This is a genomic window from Denitrificimonas halotolerans (assembly GCF_034259425.1).
GTDB classification, from domain to species: Bacteria; Pseudomonadota; Gammaproteobacteria; order Pseudomonadales; family Pseudomonadaceae; genus Denitrificimonas; species Denitrificimonas halotolerans.
The window spans coordinates 155,151-178,338 of record NZ_JAXIVU010000004.1 but is presented as its reverse complement, the minus strand read 5'-3'; the positions used below and the strand labels follow the sequence as shown (position 1 = coordinate 178,338).

Genomic DNA, 23,188 nt, shown 5'->3' with positions numbered 1-23,188 from the left:
ACATCGAGGTGTTTTATAATCGCCGTCGCAGACATAGTCATTTAGGCCAGTTATCACCGGCGGATTATGAAGAAAGAGAACGTCTCAACGAGGCAGCTGAGTGTCTATGAAACTGTGGGAAGTCCATCATTTCTGATGTATATTTAGTTAAATCGATCCTGATATAGAACGTAAGAAAGCTTACAGACCTAAGTGCGGTTATAGATGAGTAAGCGTCCACGATATTTTTCTTGCTCTGATATGTCTTCGGTTATCGTTTCATCAGAACTTAACTGGAAGCCTAAAGTATCCATTTTTCGGTTAAAAGCGGTACGATACCCGCGATTTGGATCAACTACCCAAACCTCAGCACTCTTATTAGCATGTAAATTTACAAAGCGAGCTAAAGCTATGGGCATATCCGGCTCATACAGTAAATCACTACCAATAATTAAGTCGTATTTTTTTTCTAGCAGTGGAGCGCCAGTATCTTTCAGAGAAGGTTTGGGGTGTTCTCCCCACTGACCATGCCTAAAAGGTAGTTTGGGCATATTGTTTAGACGCAGATTTTTTTGTAAAAATAATTTCGCTTTAGGGTGACGATCAGATGCGGTAATCTTAGCCCCTAGACGGTGAGCAACTAAGCTGGCTAAAGCTAAACCACAGCCTATTTCTAAAATATTCTCATCTGGATTAATTGGGCGTTTGGCTATAGCTCGAGCTAAATGGATGCTTGACGGCCATAACATGCCGAATAATGACCATGAGGCTGAACAAATTCCAAGACGTTTTGCCGCTCCTTTGGGGTCGTAATACTGCTGACGATCCAATAGAGAGCGAATAATGAGATCATTGGTACCATCGATTTTTATATTTTCTATTTTTGTGTAGTAATTTTTTGTACTCATAAACCTTTCATATATAACGCCTCAGGAATAATAGATCTATATATTATTACATGAATTCTTAAAGTTTTCTTTTAAAGTTACTCATATCCGAAAAATGGCAACTTATTTGTAGAAGTTAACTAGTTTTAGCAACACCTTTTATACATTATTGAGATTGATTTATTTTTAAATATGGATAATTATGTCTGTTCCTTGTGAATTATTTGGTACTTTAGGCTGCCATTTGTGTGAAAAAGCTGAGCAGGTTTTACAACCATTTGTGGTACGCGGTTTAGTCGTAGAGTTGCTTGATATTACTGACTCGCAACAATGGTTTGAGCGTTATGCTTTAACGATCCCTGTTTTGCGACGTGTAGATACGGGACAAGAGCTGAACTGGCCCTTTAACGAGGACGATGTGCTAGATTTTTTAACGGATCATATAAGCAATTAAGAACAGTCTTGTGTAATCGTTAAGAAAGCACTAATTACAGTATTTTTTTGTAAAATGCATAAAAATATATTCAGATTTTCCAAGTAGCGGTAAAATGAGCGAAGTGCCACTCCTGGCTATTTCTTAGTAGTTGATACATATCATGTTTGATAATAATCCATGCTTATCTTGTGGCGCATGCTGCGCGCACTTCCGTGTGTCTTTCTTCTGGGGTGAGTGTCAATCAGCCGGTGGGACAGTCCCTGATGATACTGTTATAGCTATTAGCCCAACTTATGTTGCGATGCTCGGAACCGAGCGTAAGCCAGCACGATGTCAAGCTTTAGAAGGAAAAGTCGGCGAAAAAGTGCATTGCACTATGTACACTGACCGCTCTAGTACTTGTCGTGAATTTCATGCATCGTGGGAATATGGGGAGTCTAACCCTCACTGTGATGTGGCTCGAGCGGCTCATGGTCTGCCACCACTTGAGCCACTTCCTCATGCAGACATGCTCAAGCCCTCAGGCTCTGATGTGTCCACCCTATAGACTTACAAACTCAATATAACCTAGTAACAAGGTTGGTTATATGTTTTAAATTGATTAAGATGTACTCTCGTTACAGAACGCTAGACGAGATAAGTACACTCATATTCAGATGATTGAGGTTAAAACATGGATGCCATTGATCTTTTATTAAAGCGCGTATCAGTGCCACGCTTGCAAGAGCCTGCACCAACTGCAGAACAGCTTGATTTTATGCTACGTGCAGCAGGTCGTGCACCTGATCATGGGCAACTACGACCTTGGCGATTCCTGACCATTACTGCGGATGATCGATATAAATTAGGAGAATTATTTGTTCAGGGTTTACTCAGTTATGACCCTGAGGCTGATGAAAAACTAATCGAGAAAACTCGCAATCTACCGCTGCGAGCGCCAATGTTATTGGTTGTGATAGCAACCTTTGTTGAACATGAAAAAGTACCTGCTCACGAACAATTACTAACCGCAGGTTGTGTCGCTCATGGTATTTTATTGGCTGCCCATGCTCAAGGTGTAGGTGCGGTATGGCGAACTGGTAGCCTAGCAGAAAATACAGTTATCAAAAAAGGACTTGGTTTGACGGATAATGAGCAAATAGTAGCTTATATGTATTTAGGTACGCCTATTAATAGTTTACGCAACCCTCCAACTTTAGATCCTGCACCGTTTCTACGCTGCTGGCCTGAAACTAACTCGTGATATTGCTCAAAGGGAGTTTAATGGTCGCTATAAATCCACCTTGTGGATGATTGTTAAGCTCGAGTTGCCCGTTATGTTTTTCTACGGCACGTTGAGCAATGGTTAACCCCAATCCATACCCGTCTTGGTTTTGACCTGGCACGCGAAAAAAACTATGGCCTAATTGAGCAAGCCACTCATCACTGACTCCGGGGCCTTGGTCACGCACGCTGATGCTTAACTGATTATCTTGTCGAGTGATATGAACCTCTATTGGAAGACCAGCGGGATTAAAACGCAGCGCGTTACGTAAAAGATTGTCTATAGCGCGTTGGAGTAACTCAGGCCAACCTTGATAGGTTAAGTTTTTTATCCCTGTTATAGCTATTATTTGATTAGGTTGTAATAAAGCAGCGTCATCTATAAGCTTTGTAAGTAAAGGAGTAATGGCAAAGCTTTGTTGCTTGGTCTGCACTTGATCTAAGCGTGCTAAGGTAAGTATTTCATCAATAAGCGCATCAAGACGTTCACATTCACGTTGTAAACGAGGCCAGAGCTTGCGCCTTTGTTCTTCTGTGCCGCGTTCAGCTAAAGCTAAAGCAATTTGCAAACGAGCTAAAGGGGAGCGCAATTCATGAGAAACATCGCGCAGTAATTGTCGCTGGTTGCTAATAAGCCCTTGTAAGCGTTGCCCCATAGTGTTGAAATCTGACGCCAATACACCAAATTCATCCCGCCGTTGTGCAAGTTGACTCAGTTGTTCTTGATGGTAGCTAGTATGAGCTAAATCATGTACTGCATGGCGTAAGCGATTCAGTGGGCGAGTGATTGATAAAGTTAGTAGCATACTCATAATGGATAGTACAAACAAAGCAATCAGTAGAGCACTCATGGGGCGTAGAGCATTACTGCGCTGCCAAGCACCAAGCTCGCTATAGGGAATACGGTAAATCAATAAATATGTTTGCCCATGATTGGAAGTAATCTCTTCAGTAATACGCCTCCACGGTTGACGATGCTTACTATAGCGAGCTTCACGCTCAAGTATTCGAGAAGGGGGGGTACCGGTCAAAGAAATAGTATTTTCATCTAAAATTTGTGTATGAATGCGGTATTGGCGGTGTTGTTGTTGTAGGAAAGTTTGAGCTTGATCTGTTGCACCTGTTTCATATAAAGAAAGCCAGGTGGCTGCAAAGTTTTTTAAACCAGGGTGATGATTTAAAATCCAATTGTCTTGATTGAAAGTGCGTATCAGCAAGAATGTCAGTACGCCAGTAAGCATCAAGGCTAACCAAAAAGAACCGAATACTCGCCAGAATAGAGAGCCCACCGTATTATTCCCCAAACAAAAAGCGGCGTATTACGCCGCTTAGTATGAAGCTAGACTTATTCAACACTATCAGCTAACTAACGTTTAGTTTCGCCCGTAAACTTGTTAGAAGTCTTGTAATGCATATGTTTTTGCATTTTTCTGATGTCTTGATCAAATTGGACACGCTGTTTGTCATTAAGCATGCTGCGTAATTTATTATGGTGTTTAGCTCGAGCTTGAGCTTGTGTGGCACGATGAGCTTGCATTTCTTCTTTAAAGCTCTGACGTTGTTCAGGTGTTAGCTCTAAACGATCAAACCATTGAGCTTGGCGTTCTTGCATTTTTTTTAAGTGCCATTGCTCACCATGCTTATCTGATTTTTTTTGCATTTTCTGCTGTCCTTGTACAAATGCTTGGCCTTGAGGCTCTTGAATTTGTTCAGTCACAGCTGAAGCCGTCAAGGGTAGCAATGCACTTAAAACAAAGGCTGTCATTTTGATTCGCATGGTTAATCTCCTATTGGACCTTCTACTGTTTTCAATATGCCTCTAGTATGCCTAGGTTTATGTCAATTACGGTCAAGGTAATGTAAAGGTCAGGTAAAGATTAAAGGTTATAAAAATACCCTCGACCGCGTAAAGCAACAATCCTCGGGCTGGAGTTTGGGTGAGGCCCTAATTTTCGACGTAGATTACTGATATGCATATCTAGACTTCGATCATATAAAGTCAGTTTGCGCCCGAGAGCAAATTGAGCTAATTGCTGCTTTGTAATCGGCTCTCCTGGAGTAGCCAATAATGCCTCTAAAATTCGACCTTCAGATACTGTTAAATCAACTTCATCTTGCGCGTTAATGATCGCAACACCACGAGTGGGGCTGTACTGCAAATCACCAAGCACAAGACTGCTCGAGGCAGCGACTGAGGTCGGAGTACTTAAAGTACGGCGTAAAACAGCGCGTAAACGCGCGGTCAGCTCTCTTGGATCACAAGGCTTAGTTAAATAATCATCAGCACCTAGTTCTAAGCCGATAATACGATCTGTCGGCTCTCCACGAGCGGACAACATTAAAACGGGCAGTAAAGGATACTCTTCATGGATTTTACGCAGTAATTGTAAGCCATTTCCATCGGGTAGCATCACATCCAAAATGATCGCATCAGGTTCGGGGTATGTATCAAGATAATCACGCGCACTTTGACTGTCAAAGCACGCGTGCAACTTAAAATTTTCTTGCTTAAGCCAGTCGATTAACAATTCGCACAGTTCTTGGTCATCATCCACTAACAGAATATTACTCATGGCCGTTGCTTCGACTCCAACTCTTTCTACTGGTATAGATCTATTTGGGGAAGACTTGTTTAAAAGGTTTGATCTGAACCTTGGCGTATACTCCTGCGGCACAATATGGATCAGCATCCGCCCAAGCTTTTGCCTCATTTAATGAAGCAAATTCGGCGACCACCAAACTGCCTGTGAAACCTGCATCGCCTGGATCATCACTATCAATTGAGGGGTGTGGGCCTGCGAGTACAAGACGCCCAAGGTTTTGTAGTTGTTCTAGACGAGCTAAGTGCGCAGGGCGGGCAGCAAGGCGTTGTTCCAAAGTATTAACAGCATCTTCAGCGATAATAGCATAGAGCATAGTATTAGTCCTTATGGGAGTCTGAGGGTAGATCTTGCATATGTCGTGTTAAGTAGACACCTTGACCAATTAAAAACAGCACAGTCATTGTCAAGCTACCGAACACTTTGAAGTCGACCCAAATATCATGGAAAGTAAAAGCTACGAAGAGATTCGCCGCACCAGAGAAGATAAAGAACAGCACCCACGCAATATTCAGCCTTCTCCATATAGAATCGGGTAAGCTAAGTGCATGCCCCATAATGCGCTTAATTAAAGGTTGCTGACCAATAAAGTGGCTCCCTGCAAAGCCTAAAGCAAACAACCAGTTTACTACAGGTGCTTTCCACTTTAAGAAGGTTTCACTGTGGAAAGCTAAGGTTAAACCACCAAAAAACAAACACCCAATTAAAGTGAGCCATTGTCCTTTTTCTAAGCGGCGTTGTAACGCAAATAGGGTGCCATATACCACGAGTGAGCTCAAGATTAAAACTGCGGTTGCACTAAAGATGCCTCCCACAGGAAAGACCTGCCCAACCAGCTCAACATCTCGAGGTTCGAGCTTAAAGACAATGAAAAACAAGATAAGAGGGATAAAATCAATGAATTGTTTCACAGTACGCGCCATAACAGAAAGGAAACGGCATAATAGCAAAGACTACAGCAAGCGTAAGCATTGAAAATGGATATAGATCTACATTGCCACAGTACAGCATCCGACGGGGTGCTTACACCTCGTGAATTAGTACTACGCGCCCATCAGCAAGGGGTTAAGATTTTAGCTTTAACAGACCATGACACCATTGAAGGTTTACCCGCTGCACAAGAGGCGGCAAACGAAGTCGGCATAAAGCTCATTAATGGTATCGAGTTGTCTTGCATTTGGGGAGGGGCAACGATCCATATTTTAGGCTATGACTTTGCTCTTGATGACCCCTATATTGTTGAAGCAACCGAGTCATTGCACAAAGGTCGATGGTTACGCGCTAAAGAAATCGCCAAACGCTTAGCAGCTAAGGGTATGCCGAATACTCTTGCCGGAGCGCAAGCTGTGCAAGCTGAGCTCGGGGATAGTTCTAATGCACCGGCTCGACCACACTTTGCCCAGTATCTCGTTAAAGCAGGGCATGTACGTGATCATAGTGATGCTTTTAACAAATGGTTAGGGGCAGGCAAAATTGGGGATGTGAAGTTGCACTGGCCTTCATTGGCAGAGACTATGGCGACCTTAGTTAATGCGGGAGCTGTTATCAGCCTAGCTCATTTATATCATTACAAATTTACTCGCACCAAACGTCGATGTTTACTCAAGGATTTTGTTGATGCTGGGGGCCATGCTTTAGAAGTGGTTAACGGTATGCAGCTTGCTGAACAAGTCGGCACGCTTTCAATTCTTGCCCGTGAGTTTAATTTAAAAGTCACTGCAGGCAGTGATTTTCACTTACCACAAAAATGGTCTGAGCTGGGGCGTTATCGTGCAGTACCCGAAGATTTACCCCATTTGTTCGTACCAGCACAGATTTAATTAGTTAGCTATGAGGATATGACGATGAAGTTTTTTCAAATTCATGCAGAAAACCCGCAAGATCGTTTAGTCAAACAAGCCGTTGACGTAATTCGTAAGGGCGGAGTGGTTATTTATCCAACTGATTCATCTTATGCCTTAGGTTGCCGCTTAGGGGATAAAGCAGCTCTAGATCGTATTCGCCGCATTCGCCGCTTAGATGATAAGCATAATTTCACTTTAATGTGCCGTGATTTATCAGACCTAGGCGTTTTCGCAAAAGTTAACTCAACAGCTTTTCGCTTGCTAAAGGCCTATACACCAGGCCCTTACACTTTTATTTTGGATGCAACTCGAGAAGTGCCACGCATGGTCATGCACCCTAAACGTCGTACCATTGGTTTGCGTGTACCCAGTCATCCAATAGCTCAAGCATTGCTGGCTGAGTTAGGAGAGGCAATGCTGAGTGTAACTTTGATGATGCCGGATGCCAGTGAACCACTTAGCGATCCTTATGAAATTCGTGATTTACTTGAGCAACACGTGGATCTGATCATTGATGGTGGTTATGGCGGTATTGAAGCGTCTACTGTGGTTAGTTTTGTCAATGATCAACCCGAAATAATCCGTGAAGGTTGTGGTGATCCAGAGCCTTTTCGTGCGCAATAGTTTATTGAGTAAGGCATGACTCAAGCAAACCAAACAGTCAAAGCGGAAGCTGCTCAGTCTAAAGCTGAACAACTACCGCTAGCCTTAGTGTACGGTGAAAAATACACCACATTACCGATGGATTTATATATCCCACCGGATGCGCTGGAAGTAATCTTAGAAGCCTTTGAGGGGCCTCTTGATTTACTTTTGTATTTAATTCGTAAAGAAAATATTGATATCTTAGACATTCAAGTTGCTGACATCACCCATCAATATATGGGGTATGTGGAGCTGATGAAAGCTGTACGTTTAGAGTTGGCAGCTGAGTATTTGGTTATGGCGGCTATGCTGGCTGAAATCAAATCACATATGTTGCTACCACGCTCCAAACACAGTCATGTTAACGAAGAAGAGGATCCGCGTGCGGAACTGATACGTCGCTTGCAGGATTATGAACGTATAAAAGCGGCAGCAGAAAGCTTAAATGAAATACCACGCTTAGGGCGCGATACCTTTCTAGCAACAGCAGCTGCTCCTGAGATAAAACAGCGCCGGTTACTAGCTGATGTCGCATTAGAAGAGGTTCTGTTAGCAATGACTGAGATCATGCGCCGTGCAGATCTTTTTGAAAGTCACCAAATTATCCGTGAAACACTTTCGACTCGAGAGCGTATGAGTCTCATATTAGAGGTTTTAAGTGAAGGTCATTTTGTACCTTTTGAGCGCTTATTTACCATAGAAGAAGGGCGACTAGGGGTTATTGTAACCTTTATGGCTATTTTAGAATTGGTTAAAGAGTCTTTAATTGATCTCGTTCAAATTGACGCTTATAGCGATATTCATGTGAGGGCACGCAGTCATGGATAGTCTTGATTTTAATCAGCCTAGTAAGCTTGCTCTTGTGCTAGAAGCCTTGTTGTTAGCGGCTAGCAAGGCTTTAAGTGTTGAGCAAATCATTGGATTATTTGATGAAGATAGGCGTCCTAGTAGCCGCCAGATTAAGGCTGCTTTAAAGCAATTAGATTGTGATATTCAAGGGCGCTCATATCAGTTAATTGAAGTCGCTTCAGGGTATCGACTGCAAGTACGCGATCAGTATGCAGTGTGGGTAAGTCGTTTATGGGAAGAGCGGCCTCAGCGTTATTCAAGGGCAATGTTGGAAACATTAGCTTTGATTGCATATCGACAGCCAATTACACGTGGTGAAATCGAAGATGTGCGTGGTGTTGCGGTCAGCTCTAATATTATTAAAACTTTGCAAGAGCGTGAATGGATACGTGTCGTTGGCTATAAAGACGTACCGGGTAAGCCGGCTATGTTAGCAACTACTAAAGCTTTCTTAGACTATTTTAATTTGCGCGGACTGGATGAGTTACCGAATTTAAGTCAACTTCAAACTATGAAAGCAGAACACATGCAAAAAACGGAACAACCGAAAGTACAAATCTGGGCAGCAGAAGAGCCACAGGGCGCAGCCAGCGCCGAATTCAAGCAAGATACAGACAATGCATCACGAATAAGCTTTGGAACGCTTCTAGATGAGCTTGAGAGCATGGAGAGCAATTTGACTACAGACTTTCAAGACCTACAGAGTTCGAACATAGAAAACACATAAAAAAATAGTTAATTTCCAATTTTCTAAGAGTTTTCATATATGCTATAATCAATATTATGTTAAATAGGATGTATCAATAATAGTCATCAACTCCAATAGTGCTGCACTTTGCCACATGCCAAGCATCATATCAGCATGTTAAATTCAATCCTAAGACGACCTGTTTTGTAATGACTCGAGGATTAAGATGCGTTTAACTGCCCTAGCTTTCAGTATATTTGCTTTAACTTTTGCTGCTACTATACCTACTTATGCTACTGACCACACTGAACATGCTCGTAATGAGAAAAAAAATCAGGCCCAACAATACACTGCCTTGCATGTCGACGCAGCATGGTCACGAGAGCTTCCACCTACCGCAGCTGTTGGCGCGGCTTTCCTAACCATCAGTAACCCTACTGATCAAGCCGACCGTCTCATCCGTGCTTACAGCCCCATAGCTGCTGTCACTGAGTTGCATGCTCACATTCATCAAGACAATATAATGCGTATGGTTAAAGTTGATAACATCGAGGTGCCTGCCAATACTCAATTAATTTTGGTTCCAGGTGGTTATCACATTATGTTGATTGATTTAAAACAACCCTTAGTAGCTGGCGAGCAATTGCCACTCACTTTAGAATTTGAACACGCTGGTGAAATTGAACTGATTGTCAGTATTAAAAGCAGCGCCGCTGGAACATCAGCTGAGCAACATGAAAAACATATAGTGAATTAGTGAATCATGCTGAGCGCATGATTCACTAGTTTCTACCGCTCTATAATCAATGCTTTAACGGGTGACAAATAAAAACGGCGCATATTCTTCGCCGTTTTTATTGCTCTTAGCTATAAGAGCTAGTCCGTGCTTGGTGTGCGCATAGTGACAAATTCCTCAGCTGCACTTGGGTGAATACCAATGGTTTCGTCAAAGACTTGCTTAGTGGCTCCGGCTTTTAAAGCTACGGCTAATCCTTGAATGAGCTCTCCCGCATCCGGTCCAACCATATGACAACCCAATACTCGATCCGTCGCTTTATCTACAACCAGTTTCATAAAAATGCGTTCTTGTTGATCGGATAAGCTCAACTTCATTGGTCTAAAGCTGCTCTTATAAACATCAACATCATAACCTTCAGCTTTAGCATCTTCTTCACTGAGCCCTACTGTAGAGATGTTTGGAATACAGAACACTGCTGTTGGAATCAGATCGTAATTAACTGGTTTATACTCTTCCTTACGGAATAAACGACGTGCTACCGCCATTCCCTCTGCTAAAGCAACAGGTGTTAGTTGGATTCCGCCTGTTACATCACCTATCGCTAAAACACTTCTTTCAGAAGTTTGGTACTGATCATCCACTTCAATATAGCCACGATTATCCAGTTTCACCTTGACATTTTCCAATCCTAAATTATCAAGCATTGGGCGCCTGCCTGTTGCATAAAAAACACAATCTACTTCACTCGTTTGACCATCTTTGAAAGTGATTAACAAGCTATTATCATCTTGCTTATCAATACGTTGTACATCACAGTTAAAGCGAAGTGTCATGCCTTTTTTCAGCAATTCTTGATGTACATGTTCACGGACATCAGTATCGAAACCACGTAAAAACAAATCTCCACGATAGGCTAGCTGTGTCTCAGAACCTAAGCCATGGAATACCGAGGCGAACTCAACAGCAATATAGCCCCCACCAATAATTAAGACACGCTTAGGTTGCTCTTTTAAGAAAAACACCTGGTTTGAATCTGTTGCGTATTCACGACCAGGAATATCTGGAATTTGCGGCCACCCTCCTACAGCAATAAGAATGTGCTCAGCTGTATATTGTTTGCCTTCTACTTCAACGGTATGGGTATCAACAATTTTAGCGTGGCCATTAATTAACGTTACCCCACTATTTATCAGTAATTTTTTATAAATTTCATTTAAGCGCTCAATTTCAGTGTTTTTGTTACTGATTAAAGTGTTCCAGTTAAAACCTTTTTGCTCAACACTCCAACCAAAGCTACGACTTAAAGCAAACTCATCTTGGTAGTGTGCTGCATACACCATGAGTTTTTTAGGCACGCAGCCAACGTTAACACAGGTGCCGCCCAAGTAACGGCTTTCTGCAACCGCTACTCGAGCACCATAAGACGCTGCAAAACGGGATGCACGAACTCCACCTGAACCCGCACCAATGACAAACAAATCAAAATCATAGGACATACATTACACTCCAGTTCAGATGGCTCAACACAACATAAAATGATTATAGCTTTATCTTATTCAGAATCTGTTTTATAAAGATTTTCATAGCAAAAATTAGTTGCTTCAATATAACCTTCGACACTGCCGCAATCGAAGCGCTTACCTTTGAATTTATAGGCTAACACACAACCACTTTGAGCTTGCTTCATTAAAGCATCAGTAATTTGGATCTCACCGCCCTTGCCTGGCTCAGTTTCAGCAATGAGATCAAAAATATCAGGAGTTAAAATATAGCGACCAATAATGGCCATATTCGAAGGCGCATCTTCAGGTTGTGGTTTTTCTACCATCGAGGTCACTCGATAAATATCATCACTGATTCGTTCTCCAGCAATTACACCATATTTAGCTGTATCTTCATCAGGAACTTCTTGAATAGCAACAATAGAACAACGGAATTGCTTATATAGTTTAATCATTTGTTGCAAAACGCCATCACCTTCAGTGTTAATGCACAAATCATCGGCTAAAACTACTGCAAAAGGCTCATCACCGATTAAAGTACGACCTGTCAGAATAGCGTGCCCTAACCCTTTCATTTGAATTTGACGTGTATACGAGAAAGTACAGTTGTCAATTAAACGACGTACACCTTTAAGGTATTCCTCTTTATCGGTACCTAAAATCTGCTGTTCCATTTCAAAGCTGATATCAAAATGGTCTTCAATGGCACGTTTGTTACGTCCGGTCACTACTGCGATTTCTTTTAGACCTGCCTCTAGAGCCTCTTCTACACCATATTGAATTAATGGCTTGTTAACGATGGGCAGCATTTCTTTAGGCATAGCTTTGGTTGCCGGTAAAAAACGGGTGCCGTAACCTGCGGCAGGAAACAAACATTTAGTAATCATGACTTATCCTTGTGAAATAAATACGCATGTGTTGAAGCATGCCTTAACAAGCTGAGTTCCATGGCGAGAACACAGCCTTGCAAATAAAAAGCCCTATTGTAAACCAATAGGGCTTTTTACTACACGCTATCCTGTGAACTTACTAATCGTTGCTAGCAAAACCAAGAATGCTCAATAGGCTTAAAAAGAGGTTATAGATAGAAACATATAAGCTGATGGTTGCCATGATGTAGTTACGTTCTCCACCATGAATAATGGCGCTAGTTTGATACAAAATAGCAGCTGATGAGAATAGGACAAATCCCGCACTGATAGCTAATTGCAAACCTGAGATTTCAAAAACAAAACCAGCAACCATAGCAGCCAGTAAAACAAAAAAACCTACAGTAATAAAACTACTGAGAAAGCTCATATCTTTACGACTGATCAAGACAAAAGCAGATAAGCCAGTAAAAACAAAAGCTGTCATAGCAAAAGCTGAAGCAATGACACTCGCGCCGTTGGCCATACCCATATAAGCATTTAAGATAGGCCCTAAGGTGTAGCCCATAAAACCCGTTAATGCAAAAGTAGTGAGTAAGCCCCAAGCAGAGTTACGTAGCTTCATAGTTAAGAAAAACAAACCGTAAAAACCGATTAAGGTCAACATAATGCCAGGGTGTGGCATATTCATTTGCTGAGAAAAATAAGCTACGAGACCACTAAAGGCTAATGTTAACGCCAGTAGACCGTAAGTGTTACGTAAAACGGAATTGACTTCCGTTCGCACTGCTCTAGTGCTTTGTTCGAACTGATAGTTCTGTGGTTCACGCATCGTTAAACTCCAATATAAGTGTTCTGTTAGCCATCATAGCAATAATCTTATTCTTTATGCGAAAAAACATTTGACACAAAATATTTATCCGCTATTATAGCCCCCGTTGTTACGGAGGAGTGGCCGAGTGGCTGAAGGCAACGGTCTTGAAAACCGTCGATGGGCGACTATCCGTGAGTTCGAATCTCACCTCCTCCGCCATATTTAAAAGCCCTTGAGAAATCTCAAGGGCTTTTTTTTGTCTTTAGGTTTTATAAAACATAAAGACATTGGCTTTGAGTAGCTTTAGGAGTACTTAAGGAAAATACAGATTAAGAGCCGAATCAATAGATTACTGATTAGACTCATGGCCAACAGAAGATAAAAAGGAATAGTTAAAGACAAGAACAACTAAGAGTATTGTTGTTTACTATCTTCAAATCGAGTAAATGATAAGCAACAACGCTGATTACAGCTAAACCTGTATGCTGTAATCAGCGATACATCTGGTTTTACGAGCGTAAGGCTGCTCTAGTAATGATTTCTTTCATTTCTCGAACCGCTGAAGAGAAACCAACAAAGAGTGCGTGAGCAATAATTGCATGACCAATATTAAGCTCATTGATACCAGGTATGGCAGCAATAGGTTCAACATTATGATAGTGCAATCCGTGTCCGGCATTCACTGTTAGACCTTGCTTTAAAGCAAATTCAGCAGCTTGGCGAATCAATCGCAATTGATGCTCCTGATCTTCCGGCGTTATAGATTCCGAATAATGACCTGTATGCAACTCAATGGTCGTTGCACCAACGCGCTTAGCGGCTAAAATTTGCTGCTCATCAGCATCTAGGAAAATAGAGACTTCACATCCAACATTTTGCAAACGTTCAATCGCTGCAGCTAAGCGTGCTTCTTGAGCGACTACGTCAAGCCCCCCTTCAGTGGTTAACTCTTCACGAGTTTCAGGAACTAAGCAAACATTTTCAGGACGAATTTCTTCAGCCATGCTCAGCATTTCTTCAGTAACACCCATTTCAAAATTCATAGGTGTACGCATTACTTCACGTAAAACTCGGATGTCACGGTCTTGAATGTGACGACGGTCTTCACGTAAATGCACTGTAATACCATCGGCACCGGCTTGCTCTGCGTCTAATGCTGCTTTAACCGGATCGGGGTAAGACGTGCCGCGCGCCTCACGCACAGTTGCGATGTGATCAATATTGACACCCAATAAAATACGTTTTTTTAATTTCATTACCTTGACCCTTTCTGCACCAAAAATAACTCGCGACTCATGAGTGGCCGGCCACCTAAGTGGGCAGCTAAAGCTTGACGCATGAGGCGTTTTGCTGTGTGAAGTACGTTTTCCTGCTGCCAGTCTGCAGCTGTTAAAGCTAAAATGTCAGCACCTAAAAAAACACCCGGCTGTACTTGAGAAACAGAATCAAAACCGCTTTTAGGTACTAGACGATACAACATTTGCTCCTGAAGTGCCTGCCCCGAAATATCGAGTTCAAAAGAAAAACCATAACCGAGCTGCTCTAGTAAGCGCCATTCAAAGGTTCGTAATAATGGCTCTATTGGTAAGTTCTGTGCTAACCCTTGTATCGTAAGTATGTAGTGCTCAAAAAGTATCGGTTGCGGATCATTCAGTGGCAATAAGCGCACTAGCAACTCATTTAAATACATCGCGCAGAACAATCTCTGTCCTTGTAGCAAGTTAAACTCACCAGCAGGCTCTATACGACTGATTGTTTTTAACTCACTGCGTCCACGCAGTTCAATATCCAAAGGAGAAAAAGATCGTGCAACGCTACCAAGTTTACCGCGTGCACCGCGCAATACAGCGCTTAAGCGCCCTGCGGGAGTAAATACATCGAGCAGAGCACTCGTTTCTTTGTAGGGACGGCTGTGCAGAATAAAGGCTAAAGAAGAATGCATAGTGCAGCCTCTAGGGCAGTATGCGCTTCATTATGGGATCAGACACATACTTCCTTATAGGATCAATACTCTTGATAACCTAGAGAACGTAAGGCTCGCTCATCATCAGACCAACCACCCTTTACTTTAACCCACAGGTTAAGCATGATTTTAGAGCCAAACATGCTCTCCATATCTTTACGAGCTTCTTGGCCGATGCGTTTAATACGCTCCCCCTTTTCCCCAATAATTATTTTCTTCTGTCCGTCGCGCTCCACTAAGATCAGCGCATGAATATGTAGAATACGTCCTTCTTGTTTAAACTCTTCAATTTCTACTGTGATTTGGTAAGGCAGTTCTGCGCCCAGTTGACGCATAATTTTTTCACGCACCAACTCAGCAGCCAAAAATCGGCTGGAGCGATCAGTGATCTGATCTTCCGGATAGAAATGCTCGCTTTCAGGCAAGAAATTACTGACTAGCCGTTCCAGAGTATCTAAATTCTGACCGTGCAAAGCAGACATAGGTACAATTTCTGCTTGAGGGAGCTTTTCCGCTAGCCACTCAAGATGACTTAAGAGTTTGCTTTTATCGTCTAAACGGTCGGCTTTATTGACGGCTACAATCAATGGGCAAGATAGGTGCTTGATGCGATCAAAAACCAACTCGTCTTCTTCTGTCCAACGCATTCGGTCGACCACAAAAATAGCTACATCAATGTCTCTAAGTGCAGTAAGTGCACTCCGATTCATAAAACGATTGAGTGCTGTTTGCGCATTAGTGTGTAAACCAGGTGTGTCAACGTAAATCGCTTGCACCGGGCCTTCAGTTTTAATACCTAACATATTATGCCGAGTAGTCTGTGGCTTGCGTGAGGTAATTGCTAATTTTTGGCCAAGAATATGGTTAATTAAAGTTGATTTGCCCACATTCGGACGGCCAACTACGGCAACATAGCCGCAGCGGGATACTTGTTCAGTCATACTGATTTTTACTCTCTACCCCGAGCGCAACAAGTGCAAGTGAGGCTGCTACTTGCTCTGCTATACGACGACTAGCACCTTGTCCTCGGGTTTTCTCATTAAGTAAGCTCACCTGGCACTCCACGGAAAATGTACGACAGTGCGGTTCGCCTTGAATATCCACCACTTCATAGTGTGGTAGCTCGCTGCCACGGGATTGTAAAAACTCCTGCAATCGAGTTTTAGGGTCTTTATTCGTATCAACCAAAGTTAGCTCTGAAAACTGCTGTTCTAACCAACCCAATACCCGCTCTCGTGCGACCTCCATACTGGAATCTAGATAAATCGCACCAATGATGGCTTCTGTGGTATCTGCCAGAATAGATTCACGACGAAATCCACCGCTTTTTAATTCCCCTGAACCTAGGCGTAAATATTCACCCAAACCAAACCCCCTAGCTAAAATAGCTAAAGTTTCACCTTTTACTAAACGTGAACGTAATCGGGATAGTTGTCCCTCTTTTGCTTGAGGAAAGTGATGAAATAATGCTTCACCAGCAACAAAGTTTAAAATTGCATCGCCTAAAAATTCTAAGCGCTCATTATTACGTCCGGCATAACTACGATGCGTCAAAGCTAAAGTTAATAAGTTGACATCGTTAAAGGTGTAGCCAATTTTTCGCTGTAAAATCTGTAGTGGATCACTCACAGGGCACATACCCGTTATTGTTTATCAAAGGTTATCGCCTAATAGGCACTGGATCTATGCGCTGTAACTCACCAACGACGAAAGCGCACAAATTTATCGACAACAGTATACACAGGAGCGCCCGTTATTGAGTGTATTTGTGTGCATTAAATACCAGTCATATTGTTTATTCACTAACTGCTAGTGGATTAAACCGACACGGCTGAAACTTGGCAAGGTATTGAATTTTGGACCTGCCCAAGTTAACCAGATGGCAAAGGCCTTACCGACAATATACTCATCTGGAACCATACCTTGTAGCTCATAAGGAATGCTAGGATCGTCCCAATAGCGACTATCCTTAGAGTTATCCCTATTATCTCCCATCATAAAGTAATGTCCTGCAGGTACATGCCACTCTCGAGTAGGCTCGATACGTCGGCGCTGTTCTTTTCGAGTAAAATGTTCTTGTTCGCCAAGTAGTTCAGTATACAAACCAGCACTACCTAAACTGCCAGGCTCTTCACCTAAAAACCGCTCAGGAACAACCACACCATTAACCAGAATACGCTTATCTGCGGTATAGGTAATCACGTCACCGGGTAATCCAACCACACGCTTGATGTAATTGATGCGGGTGTCTTCAGGGTATTTAAACACCATGACATCACCACGCTTAGGATCGCTGACCTCGATAATTTTCTTATCAATGACAGGTAAACGTACACCGTAAGAAAATTTATTCACTAGAATAAAATCACCAACCTCAAGTGTAGGGATCATCGAACCTGACGGGATCTGAAAAGGCTCTACAATGAAAGAACGCAAAACAAATACCACAGCCAAGACAGGGAAAAAAGACTTCCCATATTCAATTAGTAGCGGCTCCCGCTCTAAACGCTGCCGGACTTGCTCATTGGGCGCCACTGCTTCTTGTTCATATTGAGCAATTGCTGCACGGCGACGGGGAGCAAAATATACCCAGTCGAGTAAGGCTAGAAAACCTGTTAAAAAAACAGCAATTACCAATATTAATGGAAAATCAAATGCCATGATTTAGTCATCCACTCTGAGTACTGCAAGGAAAGCCTCTTGTGGGATTTCAACATTACCCACTTGCTTCATACGCTTTTTACCTGCTTTTTGTTTCTCAAGTAATTTACGCTTACGACTGACGTCACCACCATAACATTTGGCCAATACGTTTTTGCGCAACGCTTTTACGTTGGTTCGTGCTACGATTTGACCGCCTAACGCAGCTTGAATTGCAACATCGTACATTTGTCTTGGGATCAGTTCACGCATCTTCTCAACTAACGAACGCCCTTTACTCGCCGCCTCATCGCGGTGAACAATTAAAGCCAAAGCATCCACTGACTCTCCGTTAATCAATACATCTAAACGCGAAAGCTTAGACGCTTGGTAACGATCAAAACTATAATCTAAAGAGGCGTAGCCGCGACTTACTGATTTAAGTCGATCAAAGAAGTCCATAACCACTTCGTTCATAGGCAGCTCATATACCACTTGTACTTGGCTGCCTAAGAAGTGCATATCAACCTGAACGCCACGCTTTTCAATACACAAAGTGATGACATTGCCCAAATGCTCTTGTGGCACCAGTATAGTTGCTTTAACAATAGGCTCACGCATTTCTTCAATCAGTGATGGGTCCGGCATACGTGACGGATTATCCACGTATAAAACCTCACCATTTTTCTTCACTATCTCGAAAATCACTGTTGGAGCGGTTGTAATCAAGTCTAAATCATATTCACGCTCTAAGCGCTCTTGAATGATCTCCATGTGTAACATGCCTAAGAATCCAATACGGAATCCGAAGCCTAAAGCATCAGAACTTTCAGGTTCATATTCTAAAGCCGCATCGTTAAGCGTAAGTTTTTCTAGAGCATCACGAAAATCTTCAAAGTCGTCCGCACTAACAGGGAATAAGCCTGCATATACTTGCGGTTTAACGCGTTGGAAACCTGGCAGCATATCCACATCTGGAGTGCTTGATAAGGTTAAGGTATCACCGACAGGTGCACCTTGAATATCTTTAATACCAGCAATAATAAAACCCACTTCGCCAGCTTTCAGCTCAGCTGTTTGGGTATGTTTAGGATTAAATAAGCCTACGCTGTCCACTTGATGGACACGCCCAGTAGACTTTACTAGGACTTTATCGCCCTTTTTAATCCGACCATGTTTGATACGCACCAAAGAAACAACACCGAGGTAATTATCAAACCAAGAGTCAATGATCAGCGCCTGTAACGGAGCATCAATTTCACCAACAGGAGGCGGAATCACTTGCACTAAACGTTCAAGTACCTCATCAACACCCAATCCTGTTTTAGCACTGCAAGTCACAGCATCAGTAGCATCAATGCCGATCACATGCTCAATTTCCTCTTGAACACGAATAGGGTCAGCTTGAGGCAGATCGATTTTATTTAGTACCGGCATGACTTCAAGACCTTGCTCAATAGCTGTATAGCAGTTAGCTACAGACTGAGCTTCAACCCCTTGCCCAGCGTCAACTACTAAAAGAGCACCTTCACAAGCTGCTAAAGAACGGCTGACCTCATAACTGAAGTCTACGTGGCCAGGCGTATCAATAAAGTTTAACTGGTAGGTTTTGCCATCGCGAGCAGTGTAATTTAAGGTCACGCTATGTGCCTTAATGGTAATGCCTCGCTCACGTTCGAGATCCATAGAGTCCAAGACCTGAGACGCCATTTCGCGTTCAGTCAAGCCACCGCACATTTGAATAAAACGGTCGGCCAGAGTGGATTTACCATGGTCGATATGGGCAATAATGGAAAAGTTACGAATATGACTCAAGTCGCTCACTGAACATCACTCTACAATTAAGTCCGTCGGCAGACTGCCAACAGAAAATAGTCAGAGAGTTTACCTGATTAGTGGCCTACAAGTCATCTATCCATCTCTGAAGAGCGAAAAACTCTTACATTCGGAGTGTATACAAACCCAAAACAGGTGCACCATCGAGACTACCCACTCCAAGGTTTAACTATCAAGTTTAGTCGTAATTTCTAAGTGTTGCAGCTTTTGTAACAAACTACCGAGGCAAAATAAACATTGTCAGATGTACCAACAACAACCAAAGCCTACTTGACCGATCTGATAATACATTTCATCCAGATAAAGTGGCAGTTCACCCATCTAGCCAATGGGTGAACGCAAGGAAGTTGAGAAAGAGTGCAGCGGTGGCAAAAGCTCAAGTCGTTACTGGTTCAGAACTCATTCTGCTTTTCACAAAGCAACTGAGCCATTCACCGCGCATATACAAGACATTTTAAACCAACCTTTTCACTTTACTTGGAAAGCAATATGAGCAGGATTAGGTTTTATTTTAGAAGCCAGCAATTTAGCTCGCGCCGACGAATAAAACTGATGCACTTGCCTAAGGTTGCTTATATACCCATTAAGAATTGCAACCTCATCTGTTATTTCTCTAGAAACCATCTATTGCTCGAAAAACTGCTATGCCAGAGTCTGCTGATATACCTAAGTTCATCAATATAACAACATTTTTCGACAGGAATGGCTTCACCTCCCTGCTTAACCTCTATTTATTTTGCCAGTTTAAAGGTAATGAAACTTGCACGCCCTTGTCGCAATACTCGCATAGAAAGTGAGCGGTTATTGGGCAAAGCTTTTGCTGTTTTAGTAAAACTTTTAGCTGAGTCGATCACTTGATTATTTAAGTGAGTTATTACATCACCGGGGCGTAAACCAATCATAGCCGCAACACCACCCTGTACTTCTTGAATCACTACGCCACCTTGCAAGTCCATTGTTTTTTTCTGCTCAACAGTCAAATCAATCACTGACATACCCAAGCGATTATCTTTGCTTGATGCAGTAGAAGTGCTAGCCATTTCCTGCCCTTCATCTTCACTTGGCAGAGAACCCACTTTAATTCTTAAGTTTTTACGCGAACCATCACGCATTACAACCAGATTAACTGTTGTACCCGGTTTAACTGCACCAATTAAGTGAGGTAGATCAGCAGACATAACGATCGGATGATCGTTCATATGCAAAATAACATCTCCTACTTCTAATTTCCCTTTGTCTGCTGGACCATCTTCTAACACCTGAACAACTAATGCCCCTGCTGGCTTATCTAAGCCAAACGACTCAGCTAAGTCTTTATTAACCTCTTGAATCACTACACCTAACCAACCGCGATCAACCTTACCTTTACTCTTTAGCTGATCAGATACGTTGAGTGCAACTTCCATTGGGATGGCAAAAGATAATCCCATAAAACCACCGGAGCGAGTAAAAATTTGCGAATTAATACCAATCACCTCACCCTTAAGATTAAACAGAGGACCACCTGAGTTACCTGGGTTAATAGCTACATCAGTTTGAATAAAAGGTACATAATTATCATTAGGTAAATTACGGCCCTTAGCTGAAACAATGCCTGAGGTTACTGAATGATCAAAACCAAAGGGCGAACCAATAGCTAAGACCCACTCACCAACTTTTAAATCTTTAGATTTACCTAATTTAACGGTAGGTAAATTTTTCCCATCAACTTTAAGCAAGGCTACATCTGTGCGTGGATCAGTTCCTACAAGTTTAGCCACCAACTCACTACGGTCTGCTAAACGCACGATGATCTCATCCGCATCAGCAATCACATGATTGTTAGTTAGCACGTAACCATCTTCTGAAATAATAAAGCCCGAACCTAATGACTGTGCTTCCCGTTGGCGCCCCTTGTTGCGACCTTGTGGAGCTCGAGGCATAGGAATACTGCGCTCAAAAAACTCACGAAAGATCGGTGGTAAACCTTCTAAGTCAGGAAGGCCATGAAACGCACCAGGTCCACTTTGAGCTTGCACAGTCTGGCGTGTACTGATATTTACTACAGCAGGCGCTGCTTTCTCAACTAAAGCCGTAAAATCAGGTAGTTGAGCTTGTGCAGATGGCATAAACAGCAGCATAAGTGTCATGCACGCGCTTACCCAAAACGAAGTTTTTTTATGCAACATAACTTTCTCCATGGCTATTTTAAACTTCAAGCACTGGGTTGAGTTTTACTTGCGCTTGAAGCACTACAGGCTGCATGGCTGCAGCATCTAGATAATGATCACTGTAATGGCGCACTCCAAAAGCTCCTGCTAAAAAACCTAAAGCCGCAGAAAAAATAATCCAAGGCTCAGAAACCTGCAGGGCCGATACAGCTAAAGCAGCAATAAACATTGTAAGCAAGGGCAACATATACACAATAAAAGCGCTGCGCACCAAAGTGTTTTCCGCTACGCCCAAGGTCACTTGATCGCCTTTCTTAAGTTTTAAATCCGAGCGAACTTTGATCATATGTGGCTTTTTATCGGCCGACAAAATAGTCATGATGCCTTGGCCGCAGGTGGTTTTAGCAACGCAACTGCCACATGTACTTTTACGTTGAGTTGCGACCCAAACTTCATCCTCATCCACACTGACCACAACCCCTGTCTCTTTAATCATCCTTACTTTCCTGATCTGATTGCATGGATAGTGCAATACGCTCTGCACTTCCGAGTGGAATTTCACCAACTACAGTAATCATTAGAGGGACTCGGTCGTGCATAACCCTTCTAGAAATAACCGCAGTAGGCCCAAATTGGTGTCGTCCACCTTCAATTTCAAGGTTATGAATTTTCTCATAAAATACTGAAAAATGTGCTAACCCATCAGAGTAGACTTGACTTAAAACATAACCATCATTATCCACTGAGGGACGATAATTGCTTCTTTGCAGAACAAATCCGGGTGGAACCCAAGACACATTTAAATCAGCACGCCCCATAGCAGTAGCAGCCCACTCAGGATCAGTAAGCTCTTGTTGAGTGTTGACAGGCAAACAATTAATGCTTGCCGTATTGCCTCTCTTTTGTTCGCTATCAGCTGGAAGGGGCTGAAATTGCACAAACTGGAAGCGCTCTAATAGTTGCCCCCGCTCGTTGAGCAACAGTGAGCGTAGAGGTACCGCGGTAGCTTGATCCAAGTAAAGCTCTACTGGATAACGATGTTGGTCATTAGGGGAAAATAATAGTACAGCTGTTGTGCGCCCTGCCGTACGCGTCTCCCCTAAGACTATTACGTCGTACCATTGGTGCAAAGGGTCTAGAGCAATATTGTGCGTAGGCCACACTTCTATGCTGTTGACCTTGTCAGCTATTGCGGCACTTATACAAGTCACTTGCCCATTTGTACGTACGACCTCATGAGCAGGACCATTCAACTGAAGAAAGTGTTCCGTTAACTGTCCAGTCGAGCTCGAAAAACGGGTCATTTCATGGGTTGAAAAGGTCCCTTTACGCTCATAAACAAAAGCACCTTGGTAACTTTGTGTACTTTGCGCTTCTTGCAAGCGTTGCAACCACTGCTCTACTGATACATCTTGAGCAGCAAATACACCGCCTGTCAAAGCAGCCCAGATTGCTACACTGGAACACAAAACCTTAAGTCGCAT

General features: G+C 42.7%; 26 protein-coding genes and 1 tRNA gene. 9 read left to right on the top strand and 18 right to left on the bottom strand.

Annotation, left to right across the window (positions count from 1 at the left end):
* Positions 1 to 188 precede the first annotated feature (188 nt).
* Positions 189 to 887: a class I SAM-dependent methyltransferase gene (locus TOI97_RS05220; protein ID WP_321553061.1), complete on the bottom strand. Its 699-nt coding sequence runs from the start codon at positions 885 to 887 to the stop codon at positions 189 to 191.
* A gap of 181 nt (positions 888 to 1,068) precedes the next feature.
* Between TOI97_RS05220 and TOI97_RS05215 the strand changes: the two genes are divergently transcribed.
* From TOI97_RS05215 to TOI97_RS05205, 3 genes are all read left to right on the top strand, one after another.
* Positions 1,069 to 1,320, top strand: a complete 252-nt coding sequence (locus TOI97_RS05215; RefSeq protein ID WP_321553060.1) for a glutaredoxin family protein — start codon at positions 1,069 to 1,071, stop codon at positions 1,318 to 1,320.
* Positions 1,321 to 1,462: 142 nt separating this feature from the next.
* Positions 1,463 to 1,849 (top strand): YkgJ family cysteine cluster protein, encoded by a 387-nt coding sequence (locus tag TOI97_RS05210; RefSeq protein WP_321553059.1) that lies wholly within the window; start codon positions 1,463 to 1,465, stop codon positions 1,847 to 1,849.
* Positions 1,850 to 1,975: 126 nt separating this feature from the next.
* Positions 1,976 to 2,545 (top strand): nitroreductase family protein, encoded by a 570-nt coding sequence (locus TOI97_RS05205; RefSeq protein WP_321553058.1) that lies wholly within the window; start codon positions 1,976 to 1,978, stop codon positions 2,543 to 2,545.
* Here the strand turns inward: TOI97_RS05205 and TOI97_RS05200 are convergent.
* From TOI97_RS05200 to TOI97_RS05180, 5 genes are all read right to left on the bottom strand, one after another.
* On the bottom strand, positions 2,535 to 3,854 hold the full coding sequence (locus TOI97_RS05200) for a sensor histidine kinase (protein WP_321553057.1): 1,320 nt from the start codon (positions 3,852 to 3,854) through the stop codon (positions 2,535 to 2,537). The two genes, TOI97_RS05205 and TOI97_RS05200, sit on opposite strands and share 11 nt — an antisense overlap.
* Positions 3,855 to 3,931: 77 nt before the next feature.
* Positions 3,932 to 4,342, bottom strand: a complete 411-nt coding sequence (locus tag TOI97_RS05195; RefSeq protein WP_321553056.1) for a hypothetical protein — start codon at positions 4,340 to 4,342, stop codon at positions 3,932 to 3,934.
* A gap of 100 nt (positions 4,343 to 4,442) precedes the next feature.
* The gene (locus TOI97_RS05190; protein WP_321553055.1) at positions 4,443 to 5,138 is read right to left on the bottom strand and encodes a response regulator transcription factor; all 696 of its coding nucleotides are present in this window, start codon (positions 5,136 to 5,138) and stop codon (positions 4,443 to 4,445) included.
* 40 nt (positions 5,139 to 5,178) lie between these two features.
* A complete protein-coding gene (locus TOI97_RS05185) occupies positions 5,179 to 5,481 on the bottom strand; it encodes a YciI family protein (RefSeq protein WP_321553054.1) in 303 nt (100 codons plus the stop codon).
* Positions 5,482 to 5,485: 4 nt separating this feature from the next.
* Positions 5,486 to 6,076 (bottom strand): septation protein A, encoded by a 591-nt coding sequence (locus TOI97_RS05180; RefSeq protein ID WP_321553053.1) that lies wholly within the window; start codon positions 6,074 to 6,076, stop codon positions 5,486 to 5,488.
* Positions 6,077 to 6,142: 66 nt separating this feature from the next.
* On the opposite strand from TOI97_RS05180, the gene TOI97_RS05175 reads away from it, so the two are divergent.
* The 5 genes from TOI97_RS05175 to TOI97_RS05155 all read left to right on the top strand — a co-directional run bounded on the left by TOI97_RS05175 (position 6,143) and on the right by TOI97_RS05155 (position 9,948).
* Entirely contained in the window at positions 6,143 to 6,985 is an 843-nt protein-coding gene (locus tag TOI97_RS05175) for a PHP domain-containing protein (protein ID WP_321553052.1), read from the top strand.
* Between the two features lie 24 nt (positions 6,986 to 7,009).
* Positions 7,010 to 7,633 carry an L-threonylcarbamoyladenylate synthase gene (locus TOI97_RS05170; RefSeq protein WP_321553051.1) on the top strand — a complete coding sequence of 208 codons (624 nt, stop codon included), beginning with the start codon at positions 7,010 to 7,012 and terminating at the stop codon, positions 7,631 to 7,633.
* Between the two features lie 15 nt (positions 7,634 to 7,648).
* Positions 7,649 to 8,482 carry a segregation and condensation protein A gene (locus TOI97_RS05165; RefSeq protein WP_321553050.1) on the top strand — a complete coding sequence of 278 codons (834 nt, stop codon included), beginning with the start codon at positions 7,649 to 7,651 and terminating at the stop codon, positions 8,480 to 8,482.
* Entirely contained in the window at positions 8,475 to 9,230 is a 756-nt protein-coding gene (gene scpB / locus TOI97_RS05160) for an SMC-Scp complex subunit ScpB (protein ID WP_321553049.1), read from the top strand. Before TOI97_RS05165 ends, scpB begins: the two co-directional genes overlap by 8 nt.
* Positions 9,231 to 9,417: 187 nt before the next feature.
* Positions 9,418 to 9,948, top strand: a complete 531-nt coding sequence (locus TOI97_RS05155; RefSeq protein ID WP_321553048.1) for a copper chaperone PCu(A)C — start codon at positions 9,418 to 9,420, stop codon at positions 9,946 to 9,948.
* A 119-nt stretch (positions 9,949 to 10,067) separates the two neighbouring features.
* Here TOI97_RS05155 and gorA read toward each other — a convergent pair whose 3' ends face one another.
* The 3 genes from gorA to TOI97_RS05140 all read right to left on the bottom strand — a co-directional run bounded on the left by gorA (position 10,068) and on the right by TOI97_RS05140 (position 13,133).
* The gene (gene gorA, locus TOI97_RS05150; protein WP_321553047.1) at positions 10,068 to 11,426 is read right to left on the bottom strand and encodes a glutathione-disulfide reductase; all 1,359 of its coding nucleotides are present in this window, start codon (positions 11,424 to 11,426) and stop codon (positions 10,068 to 10,070) included.
* A gap of 56 nt (positions 11,427 to 11,482) precedes the next feature.
* A complete protein-coding gene (gene galU / locus TOI97_RS05145; protein WP_321553046.1) occupies positions 11,483 to 12,319 on the bottom strand; it encodes a UTP--glucose-1-phosphate uridylyltransferase GalU in 837 nt (278 codons plus the stop codon).
* A gap of 142 nt (positions 12,320 to 12,461) precedes the next feature.
* A complete protein-coding gene (locus tag TOI97_RS05140; RefSeq protein ID WP_321553045.1) occupies positions 12,462 to 13,133 on the bottom strand; it encodes a Bax inhibitor-1/YccA family protein in 672 nt (223 codons plus the stop codon).
* Between the two features lie 113 nt (positions 13,134 to 13,246).
* Between TOI97_RS05140 and TOI97_RS05135 the strand changes: the two genes are divergently transcribed.
* Positions 13,247 to 13,334 (top strand) — tRNA-Ser (locus TOI97_RS05135).
* Between the two features lie 290 nt (positions 13,335 to 13,624).
* Here the strand turns inward: TOI97_RS05135 and pdxJ are convergent.
* The 9 genes from pdxJ to TOI97_RS05090 form a co-directional block, all read right to left on the bottom strand.
* Positions 13,625 to 14,371: a pyridoxine 5'-phosphate synthase gene (pdxJ, locus tag TOI97_RS05130; protein WP_321553044.1), complete on the bottom strand. Its 747-nt coding sequence runs from the start codon at positions 14,369 to 14,371 to the stop codon at positions 13,625 to 13,627.
* Complete coding sequence (gene recO / locus TOI97_RS05125) at positions 14,371 to 15,057, bottom strand: DNA repair protein RecO (RefSeq protein WP_321553043.1); 687 nt, start codon at positions 15,055 to 15,057, stop codon at positions 14,371 to 14,373. The genes pdxJ and recO overlap by 1 nt, the downstream gene beginning before the upstream one ends.
* 62 nt (positions 15,058 to 15,119) lie before the next feature.
* Positions 15,120 to 16,019: a GTPase Era gene (gene era / locus TOI97_RS05120; RefSeq protein ID WP_321553042.1), complete on the bottom strand. Its 900-nt coding sequence runs from the start codon at positions 16,017 to 16,019 to the stop codon at positions 15,120 to 15,122.
* Positions 16,012 to 16,707, bottom strand: a complete 696-nt coding sequence (gene rnc / locus TOI97_RS05115) for a ribonuclease III (RefSeq protein ID WP_321553041.1) — start codon at positions 16,705 to 16,707, stop codon at positions 16,012 to 16,014. Before rnc ends, era begins: the two co-directional genes overlap by 8 nt.
* Before the next feature lie 180 nt (positions 16,708 to 16,887).
* On the bottom strand, positions 16,888 to 17,739 hold the full coding sequence (gene lepB, locus TOI97_RS05110) for a signal peptidase I (RefSeq protein ID WP_321553040.1): 852 nt from the start codon (positions 17,737 to 17,739) through the stop codon (positions 16,888 to 16,890).
* A gap of 3 nt (positions 17,740 to 17,742) precedes the next feature.
* The gene (gene lepA / locus TOI97_RS05105; RefSeq protein WP_321553039.1) at positions 17,743 to 19,542 is read right to left on the bottom strand and encodes a translation elongation factor 4; all 1,800 of its coding nucleotides are present in this window, start codon (positions 19,540 to 19,542) and stop codon (positions 17,743 to 17,745) included.
* 743 nt (positions 19,543 to 20,285) lie between these two features.
* A complete protein-coding gene (locus TOI97_RS05100; RefSeq protein ID WP_407651320.1) occupies positions 20,286 to 21,683 on the bottom strand; it encodes a DegQ family serine endoprotease in 1,398 nt (465 codons plus the stop codon).
* Positions 21,684 to 21,741: 58 nt separating this feature from the next.
* A complete protein-coding gene (locus TOI97_RS05095; protein ID WP_321553037.1) occupies positions 21,742 to 22,200 on the bottom strand; it encodes a SoxR reducing system RseC family protein in 459 nt (152 codons plus the stop codon).
* Positions 22,193 to 23,188, bottom strand: coding sequence for a MucB/RseB C-terminal domain-containing protein (locus TOI97_RS05090; RefSeq protein ID WP_321553036.1), 996 nt, complete (start codon positions 23,186 to 23,188; stop codon positions 22,193 to 22,195). Before TOI97_RS05090 ends, TOI97_RS05095 begins: the two co-directional genes overlap by 8 nt.

Bases quoted from the DNA above. Each gene is read 5' to 3' on its own strand.
- TOI97_RS05090 (WP_321553036.1), bottom strand. From the start codon at position 23,188: ATGCGACTTAAGGTTTTGTGTTCCAGTGTAGCAATCTGGGCTGCTTTG.
- TOI97_RS05175 (WP_321553052.1), top strand. From the start codon at position 6,143: ATGGATATAGATCTACATTGCCACAGTACAGCATCCGACGGGGTGCTT.
- TOI97_RS05155 (WP_321553048.1), top strand. From the start codon at position 9,418: ATGCGTTTAACTGCCCTAGCTTTCAGTATATTTGCTTTAACTTTTGCT.
- TOI97_RS05195 (WP_321553056.1), bottom strand. From the start codon at position 4,342: ATGCGAATCAAAATGACAGCCTTTGTTTTAAGTGCATTGCTACCCTTG.
- era (WP_321553042.1), bottom strand. From the start codon at position 16,019: ATGACTGAACAAGTATCCCGCTGCGGCTATGTTGCCGTAGTTGGCCGT.
- TOI97_RS05215 (WP_321553060.1), top strand. From the start codon at position 1,069: ATGTCTGTTCCTTGTGAATTATTTGGTACTTTAGGCTGCCATTTGTGT.
- TOI97_RS05210 (WP_321553059.1), top strand. From the start codon at position 1,463: ATGTTTGATAATAATCCATGCTTATCTTGTGGCGCATGCTGCGCGCAC.
- lepB (WP_321553040.1), bottom strand. From the start codon at position 17,739: ATGGCATTTGATTTTCCATTAATATTGGTAATTGCTGTTTTTTTAACA.
- TOI97_RS05140 (WP_321553045.1), bottom strand. From the start codon at position 13,133: ATGCGTGAACCACAGAACTATCAGTTCGAACAAAGCACTAGAGCAGTG.
- TOI97_RS05095 (WP_321553037.1), bottom strand. From the start codon at position 22,200: ATGATTAAAGAGACAGGGGTTGTGGTCAGTGTGGATGAGGATGAAGTT.
- TOI97_RS05185 (WP_321553054.1), bottom strand. From the start codon at position 5,481: ATGCTCTATGCTATTATCGCTGAAGATGCTGTTAATACTTTGGAACAA.
- pdxJ (WP_321553044.1), bottom strand. From the start codon at position 14,371: ATGAAATTAAAAAAACGTATTTTATTGGGTGTCAATATTGATCACATC.
- recO (WP_321553043.1), bottom strand. From the start codon at position 15,057: ATGCATTCTTCTTTAGCCTTTATTCTGCACAGCCGTCCCTACAAAGAA.
- galU (WP_321553046.1), bottom strand. From the start codon at position 12,319: ATGATTACTAAATGTTTGTTTCCTGCCGCAGGTTACGGCACCCGTTTT.
- TOI97_RS05100 (WP_407651320.1), bottom strand. From the start codon at position 21,683: ATGACACTTATGCTGCTGTTTATGCCATCTGCACAAGCTCAACTACCT.
- TOI97_RS05190 (WP_321553055.1), bottom strand. From the start codon at position 5,138: ATGAGTAATATTCTGTTAGTGGATGATGACCAAGAACTGTGCGAATTG.
- TOI97_RS05205 (WP_321553058.1), top strand. From the start codon at position 1,976: ATGGATGCCATTGATCTTTTATTAAAGCGCGTATCAGTGCCACGCTTG.
- TOI97_RS05220 (WP_321553061.1), bottom strand. From the start codon at position 887: ATGAGTACAAAAAATTACTACACAAAAATAGAAAATATAAAAATCGAT.
- TOI97_RS05165 (WP_321553050.1), top strand. From the start codon at position 7,649: ATGACTCAAGCAAACCAAACAGTCAAAGCGGAAGCTGCTCAGTCTAAA.
- scpB (WP_321553049.1), top strand. From the start codon at position 8,475: ATGGATAGTCTTGATTTTAATCAGCCTAGTAAGCTTGCTCTTGTGCTA.
- TOI97_RS05170 (WP_321553051.1), top strand. From the start codon at position 7,010: ATGAAGTTTTTTCAAATTCATGCAGAAAACCCGCAAGATCGTTTAGTC.
- gorA (WP_321553047.1), bottom strand. From the start codon at position 11,426: ATGTCCTATGATTTTGATTTGTTTGTCATTGGTGCGGGTTCAGGTGGA.